At 64.6% G+C, this 14,252-nt stretch carries 13 protein-coding genes; all 13 read right to left on the bottom strand.

Features of this window, described 5'->3' with window-relative positions; genetic code table 11:
- Window positions 1-56: 56 nt before the first annotated feature.
- The 13 genes from lon to QWY74_RS08415 all read right to left on the bottom strand — a co-directional run bounded on the left by lon (window position 57) and on the right by QWY74_RS08415 (window position 14,182).
- Window positions 57-2,492, bottom strand: coding sequence for an endopeptidase La (gene lon, locus QWY74_RS08475; protein WP_290314139.1), 2,436 nt, complete (start codon window positions 2,490-2,492; stop codon window positions 57-59).
- A 78-nt stretch (window positions 2,493-2,570) separates the two neighbouring features.
- Window positions 2,571-3,800, bottom strand: coding sequence for a DUF945 family protein (locus tag QWY74_RS08470; protein ID WP_290314138.1), 1,230 nt, complete (start codon window positions 3,798-3,800; stop codon window positions 2,571-2,573).
- A gap of 63 nt (window positions 3,801-3,863) precedes the next feature.
- Window positions 3,864-4,337 (bottom strand): phosphatidylglycerophosphatase A family protein, encoded by a 474-nt coding sequence (locus tag QWY74_RS08465; RefSeq protein WP_264824101.1) that lies wholly within the window; start codon window positions 4,335-4,337, stop codon window positions 3,864-3,866.
- The gene (gene thiL / locus QWY74_RS08460; protein ID WP_290314137.1) at window positions 4,334-5,287 is read right to left on the bottom strand and encodes a thiamine-phosphate kinase; all 954 of its coding nucleotides are present in this window, start codon (window positions 5,285-5,287) and stop codon (window positions 4,334-4,336) included. Before thiL ends, QWY74_RS08465 begins: the two co-directional genes overlap by 4 nt.
- A 14-nt stretch (window positions 5,288-5,301) precedes the next feature.
- Window positions 5,302-5,802 (bottom strand): transcription antitermination factor NusB, encoded by a 501-nt coding sequence (nusB, locus tag QWY74_RS08455; RefSeq protein WP_264824103.1) that lies wholly within the window; start codon window positions 5,800-5,802, stop codon window positions 5,302-5,304.
- The gene (gene ribH / locus QWY74_RS08450; RefSeq protein ID WP_264824104.1) at window positions 5,799-6,296 is read right to left on the bottom strand and encodes a 6,7-dimethyl-8-ribityllumazine synthase; all 498 of its coding nucleotides are present in this window, start codon (window positions 6,294-6,296) and stop codon (window positions 5,799-5,801) included. Before ribH ends, nusB begins: the two co-directional genes overlap by 4 nt.
- 97 nt (window positions 6,297-6,393) lie before the next feature.
- Window positions 6,394-7,554 carry a bifunctional 3,4-dihydroxy-2-butanone-4-phosphate synthase/GTP cyclohydrolase II gene (gene ribBA, locus QWY74_RS08445; RefSeq protein ID WP_264824105.1) on the bottom strand — a complete coding sequence of 387 codons (1,161 nt, stop codon included), beginning with the start codon at window positions 7,552-7,554 and terminating at the stop codon, window positions 6,394-6,396.
- A 314-nt stretch (window positions 7,555-7,868) separates the two neighbouring features.
- Window positions 7,869-9,008, bottom strand: a complete 1,140-nt coding sequence (ribD, locus tag QWY74_RS08440; protein ID WP_264824106.1) for a bifunctional diaminohydroxyphosphoribosylaminopyrimidine deaminase/5-amino-6-(5-phosphoribosylamino)uracil reductase RibD — start codon at window positions 9,006-9,008, stop codon at window positions 7,869-7,871.
- Window positions 9,005-9,490, bottom strand: a complete 486-nt coding sequence (gene nrdR / locus QWY74_RS08435) for a transcriptional regulator NrdR (protein WP_264824107.1) — start codon at window positions 9,488-9,490, stop codon at window positions 9,005-9,007. Before nrdR ends, ribD begins: the two co-directional genes overlap by 4 nt.
- A 164-nt stretch (window positions 9,491-9,654) precedes the next feature.
- On the bottom strand, window positions 9,655-9,870 hold the full coding sequence (locus tag QWY74_RS08430) for a DUF6447 family protein (protein WP_290314136.1): 216 nt from the start codon (window positions 9,868-9,870) through the stop codon (window positions 9,655-9,657).
- Between the two features lie 39 nt (window positions 9,871-9,909).
- Complete coding sequence (glyA, locus tag QWY74_RS08425; RefSeq protein ID WP_290314135.1) at window positions 9,910-11,175, bottom strand: serine hydroxymethyltransferase; 1,266 nt, start codon at window positions 11,173-11,175, stop codon at window positions 9,910-9,912.
- Between the two features lie 142 nt (window positions 11,176-11,317).
- Window positions 11,318-12,727 (bottom strand): hypothetical protein, encoded by a 1,410-nt coding sequence (locus tag QWY74_RS08420; RefSeq protein ID WP_290314133.1) that lies wholly within the window; start codon window positions 12,725-12,727, stop codon window positions 11,318-11,320.
- 36 nt (window positions 12,728-12,763) lie between these two features.
- Window positions 12,764-14,182: a hypothetical protein gene (locus QWY74_RS08415; RefSeq protein WP_264824111.1), complete on the bottom strand. Its 1,419-nt coding sequence runs from the start codon at window positions 14,180-14,182 to the stop codon at window positions 12,764-12,766.
- Window positions 14,183-14,252: the final 70 nt, after the last annotated feature.

The raw sequence follows: 14,252 nt of genomic DNA, 5'->3' as shown, positions 1-14,252 counted from the left end.
CTCGCAACTAGTATCTCGTATCTCGTATCTCGTATCTCGTATCTCGCATCTCGTGACTAAGCGAACACCACCCTGGCCACATCCCTATAATGACCGGCAAAATGCACCGTCATGCCCTCGCGCAGGTAGTCCGGCAACTCCTCGTAGTCACGCCGGTTGGCGTCCGGCAGGATCACCTCGAAGATCTCGCTGCGACGCGCCGCAATGATCTTTTCGCGAATGCCGCCAACCGGCAGGACCTGCCCGGTCAGCGTCAGCTCCCCGGTCATCGCCAGCGGCCGGTCGAGAGGCTCGTGACACGCCAGCGACAGCAGGGCCGTGGTGATGGTCACGCCGGCCGAGGGGCCATCCTTGGGGGTGGCGCCTTCCGGCACGTGCAGGTGCACGAAGGCCGAATCGAAGAAGTCGGCATCAGCGCCGTATTCGGTCAGGTGGCCCAGCACATAGCTGTAGGCAATGTTCGCCGACTCCTTCATGACCTCGCCGAGCTGGCCGGTGAGCTTGAAGCCACGATCCAGCGCGTGCACCTTGCCGGCCTCCACCGAGAGGGTGGCACCGCCCATCGAGGTCCATGCCAGGCCGGTCACCACGCCCTCGCCCTTCATGACCTTTTCCTTGCGGAAGGTCGGCGCGCCGAGGAACTCCTCGAGGTTCTTCACCGAGACCTTGATTGTCTGCTGGCCGTTTTCCAGCAACTTGACCGCCGCCTTGCGCACGATTCGATGCAGTTGCTTCTCGAGCTGCCGCACCCCGGCCTCGCGGGCATAGCCCTCGATGATCTGGCGCAGTGCGGCATCGGTGAGGTTGATGCGCTTCTTGGGAATCTGGTCACGCTTGAGCAGCTTCGGCCAGAGGTGATGCTTGGCGATCGCCATCTTTTCCTCGGCAATGTAGCCGGAGAGGCGAATCTGCTCCATGCGATCCAGCAGGGCCGGCGGCAGGGAGTCCAGGGTATTGGCCGTGCACACGAACAACACCTTGGACAGGTCGAGCCGCACATCCAGATAGTGATCCAGAAAGTCGATGTTCTGCTCCGGGTCCAGCACCTCCAGCAGCGCCGAGGCCGGATCGCCCTGGAAGGACTGCCCCATCTTGTCGACCTCGTCGAGCATGATCACCGGGTTCTCGACCTCGACCTCCTTGAGTGCCTGGACGAGCTTGCCGGGCATGGCCCCTACGTAGGTGCGGCGATGGCCCTTGATCTCGGCCTCGTCACGCATGCCGCCCACCGAGAAGCGGTAGAACTCGCGCCCCAGGGCCTCGGCGATGGAGCGGCCGACCGAAGTCTTGCCGACCCCGGGCGGGCCCACCAGCAGCAGGATGGAGCCGCCGACATCGCCCTTGAAGGTGCCCTCGGCGAGGAACTCGACAATGCGCTCCTTGACGTCCTTGAGGCCATCATGGTCGCGATCCAGGACCGTGCGCGCATGCGCCAGGTCAAGCTGGTCATCGCTGGTGATGCCCCAGGGCAGCGAAGTCAGCCAGTCGAGGTAGTGTCGCGTGGTGCCATACTCCGGCGAGCCGGTCTCCAGCACCGACAGCTTGTCGAGCTCGTCGTTGATGCGCTCCATGGCCCGCTCCGGCACGACCTTGTCGGTCAGACGCGCACGGAAGGTGTCGACATCGTTTTCCCGATCGTCCTTGGAGATACCCAGCTCGCGTTGAATGATCTTGAGCTGCTCACGCAGGAAGAACTCCCGCTGGCGCTCCTGCATCTGCGCATTGACCTGCTCGCTGATCTCGCTCTGCAGCTGGGCCACCTCGATTTCCTTGCGCAGCAGGGGCAGCACCTTCTGCATGCGCTCGATCACCGGCAGGGTGGCCAGCACGTCCTGAAGCTCTGGGCCCTTGGCCGAGGTGATGGCCGCGGCGAAGTCGGCCAGCGGGCCCGGCTCATGCGGGCTGAAGCGATTGAGGTAGTGCTTGAGCTCCTCGCCATACAGGGGGTTGATCGGCAGCAGTTCCTTGATGCCGTTAATCAGGGCCATGGCATAGGCGCGGGTCTCGTCTTCCTCGGGCTCCACCGGCTCCCAAGGGTAGCTGACCTCAACCAGATACGGCGGCTCCTTGGACAGCCAGCGCTGGATATGAAAGCGGCGCATGCCCTGGGCGATGAACTGGATCTGGGCATCTTCGCCCTGCAGCTTGTGGACCTTGACGGTAGTGCCGACCTCCGGGAAATCCCCGTGGCCGAGCTCCTCCACCCCGGTCTCGCCGACGAACGCCAGACCCACCATCTGGTGAGGCGTGTTGCCGACGCGTTGAACGGTCTCTTCCCAGCGTTCGCGGTTGATGACCAGCGGCTGCACCTGGGCAGGAAAGAAGGGGCGATTGTGCACCGGCAGCAGATAGAGCCGCTCGGGAAGGCTGTCACTCGCCGGCACCACCGCCTGACCCATGCCGCTGCCGGGTTGCAGGGCTTCCTCGCTTTCCTCGACCTGGATCCACTCCAGGCCGTCCTGTTCGAAACCTTGATCGTTGTCGTCGCTCATGCGTACCTCATCCGGAAGGGACGGGATAGTTTGCCCCGTAATGATCAGGGAATGCGGGCGAGAAACGGAAACTTCAAGTCATGGTCGAAGGGGCAGGAAGGATTCCAGGGGGCGGCCGTTGAGACGCACTCGACCACTGACCACATCCACCTGAAGGTCCGGGGTGTCCAGCGGCAGGCCGAGCCACAGCGAGACCACGGCCGGCAGGTCCTGCCATAGGAAGTCGCCATCCAGGCGCTCGCGCCAGGTGTTCTGCTCCGCCTCGGTGTAGAGCAGCTCCGGCTCGAGCGCGGCCAGATCGCGTCCATCGAAGATCAGAGCGCCCTCGCCATCCAGCGTCAGGCCGAGCATGGGACTGTCGAGGGCCACGGCAGGAAGGTCGAGGCGCGGTGAGTCGCTCATCAGCTGACGCATGTCCGCGGCCAGGTAAGCCAGCAGGTCCCGCCCTTGCAGACCGGCACCGCCGCGGGCAGTGGCCCGTTTCAGCCGGGCCAGCAGGGAACGCAGGGCATCCCCATCGAGGCGAGACAGCTCGGCCACCAGCGAGCCCTGGAGCAACACCTGCTCGGCCGACATGATCCGGCCCAGTCGCAGCTCTGAACGCACGCGCAGCTCCGCTTCATCCAGCTCGGTCTGGCTGTGCAGCACGATTGGCTCGGCATCCAGGGACAGGTCGGGGGATCGCCATTCGAGGCCCTGAATCTTGAGCAGGTCGCGCTGAGTAAAGTGGTAGGCACCGTCGACATAGGCATAACGACTGTCGAGCGTGATGGGCCCCGCCTCGAGAGAGGTATCCCCATCTTCGAGACACGCCGAGTCGATATGAGCGCGCCCGCTCCAGTTACCGAACTCGCCCTGCACGGCCAGGCGCAGACCCCGCAGCGAGAAGGTGCGTGACTGCTGGCGCAACGCCAGCGGTGAAAGCTCCATGCTGCCGTCGAACGTCCCGGAAAGCGTATGATATCGGGCTTCCCAGGAAGGTCGTGGCGAAACTCCCGGGGCCAGCCCGTCGAGTTGGGGCACGAGGGTGCCTTCCATGCGCGTGCTGAGCAGGCCGTGCCGGGCTCGATAATGGATCTCGAGGTTCCAAAACTCGCCAAATAGCGGCGCCAGCTGGATGACACCGGTCGATGTCAGCCACCCCTGATCCGCCTCGCTTCGCCAGATGGAGAGCTCGCCGCGTGCCTGCAGGTCGCGCATGGCCCGTGACAGCTCGCGCTCGAACATCAGACTGGCCAGGGTCTGTGCCACAGCCCAGGTCAATGCCACAACCACGATGACCGGCACGACCAGCCGTTCCTTGCGCATTGACTGCTCCTCGTCGGCCCGACAACAGGGCCCGAGCTATTCAGGGGGGAATGGCTGACCGACTCAATGCAACCAGAGCCACAGATGCATGGTACTCCAGCCGTACACGCTTGCCAGCACATCATCGATCATGATGCCGAAGCCACCCGCCACACGCCGGTCCGCCCAACGGATTGGCCAGGGCTTGAAGACATCGAACACCCGAAAGACCACGAATCCCCAAATCGCCGCCTCCCAGGAAAACGGCACGGCGGCCATGGTCAGCCAGTAGCCGACGAATTCATCCCAGACGATGCCCGAGTGATCGTGCACACCAAGATCGCGGGAGGTCTTGTCGCACAGCCAGATGCCCCAGATGAACGCCACCGCCACGACCAGCAGGTACCAGCCCAGGGGCAGCTCCGAGAGCAGCCAGTAACAAGGGATCGCCGCCAGGGTGCCGAAGGTGCCCGGGGCAAAGGGCACAGCCCCGCTGCCGAACCCGAACGCCAGAAAATGGGCCGGTCGACGCCAGACGCTCTGAGGAGCCCGATTCATGGCCTGTCTCCCGGAAAATGCTGCCAGCCCGACGATACCGGCGCGTCGACGCCGGTCAGGCCGGGTTCAGTGGTGAAGCGACCGATCACGGTCAGTGCCACGCCCAGCTCGGCGAGCCGCTGCCGGGCAGGCTCAAGGAAGGACGGCGGCATACTTACCAGCAACTCGTAATCATCACCACCGTTCAGCGCCGCCTGCCGGGCCGCGGCCTCGCCCCATTCGTCGACCAGCCCCTCGGCCATTGGCAGCGCCCCGGGCCAGAGCTCGGCCCCGACCCCGGAGGCCTGGCAAAGATGCTCCAAATCGGCCAGCAGACCATCGGAAATGTCGATGGCGGCACTCGCCAGGCCACGCAGCGCCCGGCCGGCGGAAAGCCGCGGCACGGGTAGCAGATAGCGACTCAGCAACGCCGCGGTCAGGTCACGCTCGCCTGCCTGCCAACTCGCCAGCCCGCCGGCACCGCCTCCCAGGGAGCCGGTCACGGCCAGCCAGTCACCGGGCCGGGATCCCGCGCGCGTCAACGCCTCGCCCGGCGGCACCTCGCCCATGACGGTGACGCCGATCGCCAGCTCTCCCCGGGTGACATCACCCCCCGCCAGCCCGACACCGCTGCTGTGGCAAAGGGCATGAAAACCCTCGGCGAAGGCCTTCACCCAGGCTTCATCGGGCTCCGGCAGGGTCAATGACATCAGGCACCAGCGCGCCCTGGCCCCCATGGCCGCCAGATCACTCAGGCTGACGGCCAGGGCGCGGTGACCAATGGCATGCGCCGGCGCAGCGGCCGGGAAGTGCACGTCCACCATGGAGGTGTCGACACTGACCACCAGGCGCTGCCCGGCGGCGGGCTCCAGCAGGGCCGCATCGTCGCCGACACCTAGGGACACACCGGAAACCGGCACATTCGGGTCGGGCGCTAGGAAACGGTTGATCAGGGCGAATTCGCTATGCATTCGGACCACCGCCTTCAGCGACGACGCGCCTCGACCTCGGCGGTACGCAACTTGATCGCTAGCTTGTCGAGAATGCCGTTGACATAGCGGTGCCCCTCCGTGGCGCCGAAGGACTTGGCCAGCTCGACTCCCTCGTTGATGGCGGCGCGATACGGCACTTCCATGCGATACCCCAGCTCGTAGGCGCCAAGGCGAAGAATCGCCAGCTCAATGGCATCCAGCTCATCCAGACCGCGGTCGAGCACCGGTGTCAGATGATCGTCCAGGGCGTCCTGGTGGCTCACCGCACCGTGCAGCAACTCGTGAAACAGTGCCAGATCGGCGATCTCCATCACCTTGCGCCAGTTCTCGTGATCCTCCAGGTCCTCGTCGGCCACCTGACTACGGAACTCGGCCTCCAAGGCCGTCACCGACTTGCCCGTCATGTGCCATTGATACAGGCCCTGAACGGCCAGTTCGCGCGCGGCGCGCCGCGATTGCTGTGACCTGGACGGCTGACGCTGCTTGCCGCTCATGACGTCTCTCCGTCCGGCTGGGAGGGCATGGCACGCATCAGCGAGACCATCTCCATCGCCGCCATGGCAGCTTCGGTTCCCTTGTTGCCGGCCTTGGTCCCGGCACGTTCGATGGCCTGCTCGATGGAGTTGACCGTCAGGACACCATTGGCGACCGGCGTCTCGAACTCCAGCTGCAGGCGGCTCAGGGCCGAATTGCACTCACCGGCCACATGCTCGAAATGTGGGGTACCGCCACGGATCACCGCGCCCAGGGCAATGACCGCCTCCGGCTGCACCACGCGCAGCGCCCGCTGAACGGCCAGCGGCAGTTCCCAGGCCCCCGGGGTGTGAATGATGTCGATATTGGCTTCATCCACGCCATGGCGGGTCAGACTGTCAACGGCGCCCTCGACCAGGCTGTCGACCACATGATGATTGAAGCGGCCCACCACGATCACGTAGCGGCCATCGACATCGACGAAGCTTCCTTCGACTTGAGAAATCGGTTGCATGTTCTGTTCCTGGTGAATCCGGTAGGGCCTGCTGACGACATCCTCGCCGCGCACGCCGGTTCAGCAGCCTACCATTCCTGCTTGAGTGGTGGCGCGCTCAGTGCTCGCCCTCGTTGACGGTTGTGCCATTCGGCTCGACACGCTCGATGACCTCCAGGTCAAAGCCGGACAGCGCGGAGAAGCGCCAGGGCGAGCTCAGCAGGCGCATGCGGCCAACGCCGAGCTCGCGCAGCATCTGCGAGCCAGTACCGATGGTCAGGTAGTTTCCGGCACCGTCGGAATCCGTGGTGCGCAGCGGCCGTCGGCGCTCCAGAAACTGCTCGAGCAGATCATGCAGGTCCGGCCGCGGCCGGCCGTCATCCAGCAGCACGAATACCCCCTGGTCGGCCCGGGCGATCTCCGCCACGGCTTCATGGGCCGTCCAGCTATCGTGCTCGCCCGACTGCAGCGACAGGAGATCCCGCATCACATTGGTCAGGTGAACCCGCACCGTAGTCATGGCCTCCGGCTGCGGATCCCCCTTGACCAGGGCAAGGTGATGGGCGCCCTGAATACGGTCGCGAAAGACATGCAGCTGCAGTTCGCCGTGCGGCGTCTGCACCGGTAGGTTCTCGACCAGCTCCACGGTCTGCTCGTTGTGAATACGGTAGTGTATCAGGTCGGCGATGGTGCCCATCTTCAGGCCATGCGCCCGGGCAAAACGCTCGAGTTCAGGGCGACGCGCCATACTGCCATCGTCGTTCATGACCTCGCAGATCACGCCGCTGGGATCCAGGCCGGCCAGTGCCGAAAGATCGCAGGCCGCCTCGGTGTGACCGGCACGCCGCAGTACGCCACCCGGCTCCGACATCAGCGGAAAGATGTGGCCAGGCTGCACCAGATCCTCCGGCCTGGCATTGCGCGCGGCGGCCGCCTGAACGGTGCGGGCCCGATCGGCCGCCGAAATGCCCGTGGTGACCCCTTCCGCGGCCTCGATGGACAGCGTGAACTTGGTACCGAAGCCGGACCCGTTGCCGGTCACCATCAAGGGCAGCTGCAGTCGCTCGCAACGCTCAGGGGTCATCGGCAGGCAGATCAACCCCCGCGCATGGCGGGCCATGAAATTGATGTGCTCAGCCTCGACCTTCTCCGCCGCCATGATGATATCGCCTTCATTTTCGCGATCCTCATCATCCATGAGGATGACCATCCGCCCCTGGCGGATATCCTCGATCAGCTCTGGAATGGGGGAAAGCCCCCCGTTTGAGGAGTGCACCATGGATTCTCCATCTTTGAGCGTGCGGCTGTCGGCGCAAGGCAACAACCTCCGGAAACCGCGTCAGGGTACCGTGGCATGGGCGTCAGCGCTAGGAGCCTGTCGGACTTAACGCTGATCTGCTACGAAACCCGGGCTTTCGGCCAATTTTATTCGATCTGATTCGTTAAATAGCGGGCTATTCGCCTCATCAGATCGATAAACTTGTCTCGAAATCCGTGATTCTCGCGACGATCGGTCAAATCCGACAGGCTCCTAGTAAATCGGCCGACACGCCAGCGTGCCGTGCCGCCCTTGCATCGTTGGATGACGTCACGTCAGCTGGATGTCGCCCCGGGCACGGCGGTAATCCGCCAGTCCTGCCCCACGGCCCGAATATCCGTGATGGTCAGCGGCCGTTGTTCATCCATTCGAGTGATACCGGGCAGTTCGAAAAGCGGCCGGGCTTCACCGCCCAGCAGGGTCGGGGCGACGAACAGCTGCATCTCGTCCACCAGGCCAACGTCGACCATGACGCCCGCCAGGGTCGCTCCGGTCTCCAGGAGGACATCATTCACCGACTCCTCAGCGGCCAGATAGGCCAGCAGGGCTGGCAGGTCGATACGCCCCTCCGACCCGGCCGGCAGTTCGACCACCTCGGCGCCGGCTGCTTCCAGACGGTCTAGCCGCTCGGCCTCATGGCCGGCGACGGTGGCCAACAGGGTCCGGCCAGGCTGGGTCAGGCAGGCCGCCGCCAGGGGAAGACGCAATCCCGAGTCGACAATGACCCGCAACGGCTGTCGCTGGGCAATCGAGGTGGCATCAGGCAGCTCGAGCTGCTCGGCGCGCACGGTAAGCCGGGAATTATCGAAGATGACCGACTCGACACCGGTCAACACGGCGCTCGAGCACGCCCGCAGGCGTTGAACCTCACGACGCGCCGAGGGGCCGGTAATCCACTGGGATTCGCCGGAGCGCATGGCGGTGCGCCCATCCAGGCTCATGGCCATCTTGAGGCACACATGCGGCCGCCCACGTGCCATGCGCGAGATGAAGCCGAGGTTGAGGACACGTGCCTGCTCTTCCAGCACGCCGACCTCGACCGCGACTCCTGCCTCTTTCAGCAGCTCGATCCCCCGCCCCGAGACCTCGGGGTTCGGGTCCTGCATGGCGATCACCACACGCGCTACCCCGGCCTCGGCGAGTGCCACGGCACAAGGGCCGGTGCGGCCCTGATGGGCACAGGGTTCCAGGGTGACGTAAGCCGTGGCGCTGCGCGCCGCGTCGCCGGCCTGCTGCAGGGCATGGATCTCGGCATGGGGCTCGCCCGCCCGCACATGGAAGCCCTCGCCGACCATCGCACCCTGCTTTACCAGCACACAGCCAACCCGTGGATTCGGGTCGGTGGTATAGAGCCCCCGGCGCGCCAGACGCAGGGCCCTGGCCATCCAGGCATGCGGCGTATCGGCCGACGTCATGACGACTCCGTCTCATCGGGGCGAAAGCTGGGCTCCTGAGCGAGGCGGTCGATCTCGACCCGAAACTCGTCGATATCCTGAAAACTGCGATACACCGAGGCAAAACGAATATAGGCCACCTTGTCGAGCCGCTTGAGCGCATGCATGACCTCTTCACCCACGTCACGGGCGTGAATCTCGCGCTCGCCGCGCGCCCGCAGGGTCTGACGAATGCGTTCCACCGCCGCCTCGATGGACTCCGCTCCCACCGGACGCTTTTCCAGGGAGCGCAACATGCCGGCCCGCAACTTGGCCTCGTCGAACAATTCACGCGAGCCATCCGATTTGATGACACGCGGCATGATCAACTCGGCCGTTTCATAGGTCGTGAAACGTTCGCTGCAGGCGGCACACTGACGACGGCGGCGCACCTGATCCCCTTCGGCGACCAGGCGCGAATCGGTGACTCTTGTGTCATTGGCGCCACAGAAGGGACAGTGCATGGCAATCACCCGGCATCAATAAGAAAGTGACGTTTGATCATATTGTAACGTTTAACCGAAACAGCGCACAGCAGTCTGCGCCCCTCGACCCTGCAAACGACAACAGGGATCCCCGCAGGCATCCCCGTCACTCTCTTCGGCCCCTGGCGTCGGGCTAACCGGGCCTAGCCGAGCTTGTCGAGCTCAGACTTGAGCTCATTCGAATAAGCGGTTCGTGCCGTCTGGGCAATCGCCAGCTGGTGCTGCAGGCGCTGGATCTCCTGATCGGTGACCTGCAGGTTGACGACCTGGTTGCGAGCGGACTCGGTCAGCTGATCCAGTTGATATTCTTTGCCATCGATGGTGACTGTCTGGGATTGCTCCTGAGATTGAGCAGTCATTCGCTGATTTGCCATTTAACTTCCTCCCACGTTAGTAACTTAACGATACACAGGCAGCCGGCCGCAGATTTCCTCGACCTTGCCCTTCACATCGGCCTCGATGGCGCTGGTGTCCTCGCCCTTGACCATGACGTCGAGGATATCGCTGATCCAGCCGGCGAGTGCCCGACAATCGTCCGCGTTGAAGCCGCGGGTGGTCACGGCGGGAGTACCGATACGCAGCCCGGAGGTCACGAAGGGGCTCTGCGGGTCGTTGGGCACGGCATTCTTGTTGACGGTGATGTGGGCGCGCCCCAGGGCGGCGTCCGCGTCCTTGCCGGTCAGCCCCTGCTTGACCATCGACAACAGGAAGAGGTGATCCTCGGTGCCGCCGGAGACGATATCGAAGCCCCGCTCGATGAAGACCTCGGCCATGGCCTGGGCGTTCTTGACGACCTGCTGCTGATAAGTTTTGAACTCGGGCTCCATGGCTTCCTTGAAGCAGATCGCCTTGGCGGCGATGACATGCTCGAGGGGGCCACCCTGCCCGCCCGGAAAGACGGCGGCCTGCAGCTTCTTCTCGATCTCGGCGTCGTCCTCGCTGGACAGAATCAGTCCACCACGCGGCCCGCGCAGTGTCTTGTGGGTGGTGGTCGTGACCACGTGGGCGTGTGCCATGGGGCTCGGGTAGACCCCGGCGGCCACCAGGCCGGCGATGTGCGCCATGTCGACAAGCAGGTAGGCACCCACCTCATCGGCGATCTCGCGGAACTTCGCCCAGTCGATGATCTGCGAATAGGCCGAGAAGCCGGCGATGATCATCTTCGGCTGGTGCTCGCGTGCCAGGCGTGCGACCTCGGCGTAATCGATGCGGCCACTCTCGTCGATGCCGTACTGCACGGCATTGTAGTGCTTGCCGGAAAAGTTGGGACGCGCCCCATGGGTCAGGTGGCCCCCCGCATCCAGGCTCATGCCCAGCACGGTGTCGCCGGGCTTGACCAGCGCCTGGAAGACAGCGCCATTTGCCTGGGAGCCGGAGTGCGGCTGGACATTGGCATAGCTGGCACCGAAGAGTTCTCGAGCATAGTCGATGGCCAGTTGCTCCACGATGTCGACGAACTCGCAGCCGCCGTAGTAGCGCTTGCCGGGATAGCCTTCCGCGTACTTGTTGGTCAGCTGGCTGCCCTGCGCCTCGAGCACCCGCGGGCTGGCATAGTTCTCGGAAGCAATCAGCTCGATGTGCGCTTCCTGACGCGCGCTTTCCTTTTGCATCGCATCCAGGAGGGCGTCATCGAACCCGGCAATCTGCATATCACGGCTGAACATCGGCTCAGGACCTCACATCGGTGAATAATCAGGACGATCATCATACCCCAGCCCCTGACGGCTTTCACATGAGAGGCTGCCTCGGGAGGCTCCATCATTTCTCATCCGGGCTTGAGAAATTCTCAAGCATGGGGGCGCGCGCTCAGCGTGTCTGGACCTGCATGTCCAGCTTGCTGGGCAACACCAGCGGATCATTGGCCAGGGCCTCGACCTCATGCTCGCCGCCCTCCGGCAGCGAAAGGCTGACGACCAGTTCGCTGGCCTTACCTTCCATCATGTCGACCAGCCCGCCCAGCAGCCGAGCGGCTTCCGGCCCGAACATGCCGCCCAGTCCCTTGGCCTGAGTACGCGCCTGGGCCAGGAAGTCCGCCTCGCTCATGCCCTGGGTGGTGGCGATGATGGCCGGCAAGCGGCCGAACAGGCCGAGGTCGCTCAGGGTCGTCTCGACCTCGCCCCCCAGCAGGGTCACCTCATCCAGCCTGTCGAGGCGGGTCAGATAGGAGGCCGGCTCGACGCCCTCCGGCATGCGCGCCGGTGTCTCGCTGTCGAAGGTCCAGCGAAAGGCTTTGCCAGCCGTGACCCGGCTCTCGCTGATCAGGAGGGCTCGGTTCTCGCCCTCGTCCTCCCACCGTCCATCGAAGGCGGCATCCAGCATCAACTGGCCGCTGCCGCCGGTCAGCACATTGCTCATCATGCGCAGACGGGTTCGCTCCTCGAGCGGCGCGAGCTCGATCATTCCGGCCAGATCGAGGTTCATCGACTCCAGCCACAAGCCACCGGCCCCATCGGTCATGTCGCTGTCGATCAGCAACCGTTCCAGGGTGGTCGAGAGCCCCTCTGCGCTGATGTCCAGGTCCTCGAGTTCGACTCGGTCGGCCCGCGCCTCCTGACTCTGCAGGTCGTGCAGACCCTGAAGGTCCAGGCTGGCCAGGCTGAATTCGCCATCCCCGAGCCCCTCGATGGCCTCGGCGCTGCCGCGGATGTTGCGGCCGACCAGGCTGCCGATGTGCTGGGGCGACAGCGACGCGAGCTCCAGGCTCTCGATGGTCAGCCGCGGATGACGCATTGTGCGCGCTGGCTGGGTGGTGTCATCGAACACGACGCTGCCGCGACGCTCGACGCTCAGGCCGTCGATGACCATTTGCTCGGCCTCGAGGTCGCCCAAACCGTCCTCGAGGGACAACACAGAGCGAGACGGGCCAGTCGCCACCAGGCGCTGCAGCTCGATAACGCCCGCCTCGTCGCCCTGCTCGTCGGCCAGCCTGACGCCTTCCATGACCACCTGGTCCGGGTCGTCATAATCGCCCTCGACGGCGTAACGATCGATCCGAAGGCGCTCTCCCTGCTCGCTGACGTACGCGATATTGTTGGCCTGCGTCTCGCCGCCCAGCATGCTGTCCGAGACATCACCGATGGTCAGCTCGCCCGAACGCTCGGCAAACAATGCCTCGAGGTCCGCCTCCAGACGTTCGGCATCTGCCTGAGCCAGGCTGCAGGGGAGAACGGTCAGTGCAGCGGCCATCAAGCCGGTGCAAAGTGGGGTCATGCGCATTGCGGTCACCTCCCTGGTGATCGTTGGAATCAAGGGTTATCGCGGCTCGAGCAACCGCTTTTCCATCAGGCAATTGACGTCTTCCAGGACGTCAATGCGAGCGCGGCGCTTGTCATTGGCATCGATCAGGGCCCAGGCCGCCCCGTGTTGATGAGTATGCAGGAAGACATCATCGATGGCCTGGCAGTAATCCGCCCAGCGCTCACGATTGCGCCAGTCCTCCTCGGTCAGCTTGTGGCGCTTGTGGGGCGTGGCGGCACGCGCCTCGAAGCGTTGCTTCTGCTCATCCTTGTCGATGGCCAGAAAAAGCTTGCCGAGCACGGCGCCATGCGCCAGCAGCTGTCGCTCGAAACGGCATATCTCGACATAGGCTCGTTGCCAGGCGTCTGGCGGCACCAGCCCTTCCACCCGCTCCACCAGCACCCGCCCATACCAGGAGCGATCGAAGATCGCGATGCGGCCATCCAATGGCAGACGTCGCCAGAAGCGCCAGGCCCAGGGGTGGGCCAGCTCTTCATCGCTGGGCGGGCCGATCTGATGAACCCGGTACTGCCGGGCATCCAGTGCCGAGGTCAGGCGGTGAATGCTGCCGCCCTTGCCGGCGGCGTCCTGGCCTTCGAAGACCAGTACCATGGGAATGCGACGCTGCTGAAGCTCGCGCGCGTTCCGGGCGAGCCGGGCCTGCGCCTCGGCCAGACGCTGTCGATAATCCGACTTGTCGAGCGCGCCGCGGTGCTCGGCGGCGAGGTGCTTCAGTGACGGGACATCATGCTGTGTAGCCTCGGGGGGCTCGGCAGGCGGCTCGCCAAGGGGCGCCGTGATGGCCGCGACCAGATGGCGTGCCAGTTGCTTGAAGGGTTGGGTTCCGGGGCCGCCCGAGAGCCGATACCAGGGCGCATGCGTGGCATCCGTGGCGGCCCGCATCTCGCTGCCAAGCTGTTCAATGAGCGCATGTTGAAGGTGACGCTGCCAGTCATGGTCCTTGACCTGCCAGGCCTGCTCCGGGTCCTGCCACAGGTTCTTGATGTGTTCTCCCTGCGTCTCGGGCTCGATGTCCATCCACACCTTAATGATGGTCACCCCTTCGGCGGCCAGTTCCGCTTCGAAGGCTCCTATCTCGGCCAGTCGATCGGCAAAACCGCCGGGGCCGAGACGCTGGTCGGCGCGGGCGAAGAGTGCATCGCCATACCAGCCATGCACGAAGACGCCCAGCCGCCCTCGCGCCGGCAGGCGACGCCAGTAGCGCCACCAGTAGGGGCGCTCGCGATCCTCGCTGCTGGGTACCAGGGCATGCACTTCCGTGAGGCGGTTTTCCAGCCGATGGTTGAGCTCGTTGATCAGCGCCGCCTTGCCTGCCGCCGCATGACCGGTTACCACCAGAACGACCGAACGCGTGGCCTGTCGGGCGAGCTCGAGCTGGGCCTCAAGCAACTCGAGGCGCCATGATGCCTTCATCGTGTTTCCCTGCCCATGTCCCCGAGTCCCTCCCTCGAACCAGGCCTGTCATGCCACTGACAGGCGCCCT

Source organism: Halomonas almeriensis, from assembly GCF_030409235.1.
Lineage (GTDB): Bacteria > Pseudomonadota > Gammaproteobacteria > Pseudomonadales > Halomonadaceae > Halomonas > Halomonas almeriensis.
The sequence above is the reverse complement of the archived record's forward strand: the minus strand, read 5'-3'. Positions and strand labels throughout refer to the sequence as shown.

What these genes read in the sequence shown, in the direction of transcription:
- thiL (WP_290314137.1), bottom strand. Translation starts at nt 5,287, where the DNA reads ATGCATAGCGAATTCGCCCTGATCAACCGTTTCCTAGCGCCCGACCCG.
- lon (WP_290314139.1), bottom strand. Translation starts at nt 2,492, where the DNA reads ATGAGCGACGACAACGATCAAGGTTTCGAACAGGACGGCCTGGAGTGG.
- ribD (WP_264824106.1), bottom strand. Translation starts at nt 9,008, where the DNA reads ATGACGTCGGCCGATACGCCGCATGCCTGGATGGCCAGGGCCCTGCGT.
- QWY74_RS08465 (WP_264824101.1), bottom strand. Translation starts at nt 4,337, where the DNA reads ATGAATCGGGCTCCTCAGAGCGTCTGGCGTCGACCGGCCCATTTTCTG.
- QWY74_RS08430 (WP_290314136.1), bottom strand. Translation starts at nt 9,870, where the DNA reads ATGACTGCTCAATCTCAGGAGCAATCCCAGACAGTCACCATCGATGGC.
- glyA (WP_290314135.1), bottom strand. Translation starts at nt 11,175, where the DNA reads ATGTTCAGCCGTGATATGCAGATTGCCGGGTTCGATGACGCCCTCCTG.
- nrdR (WP_264824107.1), bottom strand. Translation starts at nt 9,490, where the DNA reads ATGCACTGTCCCTTCTGTGGCGCCAATGACACAAGAGTCACCGATTCG.
- ribH (WP_264824104.1), bottom strand. Translation starts at nt 6,296, where the DNA reads ATGCAACCGATTTCTCAAGTCGAAGGAAGCTTCGTCGATGTCGATGGC.
- nusB (WP_264824103.1), bottom strand. Translation starts at nt 5,802, where the DNA reads ATGAGCGGCAAGCAGCGTCAGCCGTCCAGGTCACAGCAATCGCGGCGC.
- QWY74_RS08470 (WP_290314138.1), bottom strand. Translation starts at nt 3,800, where the DNA reads ATGCGCAAGGAACGGCTGGTCGTGCCGGTCATCGTGGTTGTGGCATTG.
- QWY74_RS08420 (WP_290314133.1), bottom strand. Translation starts at nt 12,727, where the DNA reads ATGCGCATGACCCCACTTTGCACCGGCTTGATGGCCGCTGCACTGACC.
- QWY74_RS08415 (WP_264824111.1), bottom strand. Translation starts at nt 14,182, where the DNA reads ATGAAGGCATCATGGCGCCTCGAGTTGCTTGAGGCCCAGCTCGAGCTC.
- ribBA (WP_264824105.1), bottom strand. Translation starts at nt 7,554, where the DNA reads ATGGTGCACTCCTCAAACGGGGGGCTTTCCCCCATTCCAGAGCTGATC.